Source organism: Rhizobium sp. RAF56, from assembly GCF_052113965.1.
Classification (GTDB): domain Bacteria; phylum Pseudomonadota; class Alphaproteobacteria; order Rhizobiales; family Rhizobiaceae; genus Rhizobium.
Window position 1 is genome coordinate 1 of sequence record NZ_JBFRDU010000133.1, and the last position, 701, is coordinate 701.

The 701-nt window shown below is 66.3% G+C and carries 1 protein-coding gene; it reads right to left on the reverse strand.

Annotated elements, in window-relative coordinates:
• The coding region (locus tag AB4048_RS28925) for a calcium-binding protein (RefSeq protein ID WP_442205365.1) at positions 1-701 on the reverse strand (701 nt) is incomplete at both ends.

The window sequence follows — 701 nt, forward strand, 5'->3', positions numbered from 1 at the left end:
CCGTTGATGATGTCGTTGGTGTCGCCGCCGGTGAGTGGGTCGCCATCGGGCGTGCCTTCGATCGTACCACCGATCGGCGGTGCCAGGGCGGCGAGCGAGATGGTCTCGGTCGAGCCGTCGGGGTGAACGATCTGGATGTTCTCGACGCCGGTCAGGGTGTCGGTGCCGCCATCGGCCGTGGTGACCGTCACCGAGCCGTCCGGATTGCGGGTGGCCTTGATGTCGTCAGGACCGGTGCCGTTGTAGACCGCGGTATCGTTGCCGGCGCCGCCGGCGATGCTGTCGTTGCCAGCCCCGCCATTGAGGAAGTCGTCACCGGTGCCGCCGTCAAGCGTGTCCTGGCCGGCACCACCCGAGAGCGTGTCGTTGCCGACACCGCCCGAGAGCGTGTTGTCGCCGCTGTTGCCGGTGAGCGCGTTGTCGGCATCGTTGCCGGTGGCATCGRTGTTTGCCGTGCCGGTCAATACGACGTTCTCGACGTTATCAGGTGCTGTGTAGYCGATCGACGACTGCACCGTGTCGGTGCCTTCGCCCGGATTTTCCGTGACGACRTCGTCGGCGCTGTCGACCACATAGGTGTCGTTGCCGGTGCCGCCGGCCATCGTGTCGTTGCCGGTGCCGCCGTCGAGGAGATCGTCGCCGCCATTGCCGTTGATGGTGTCGTTGCCAGCTTCGCCGTAGAGCAGGTCGTTGCCTTCGCC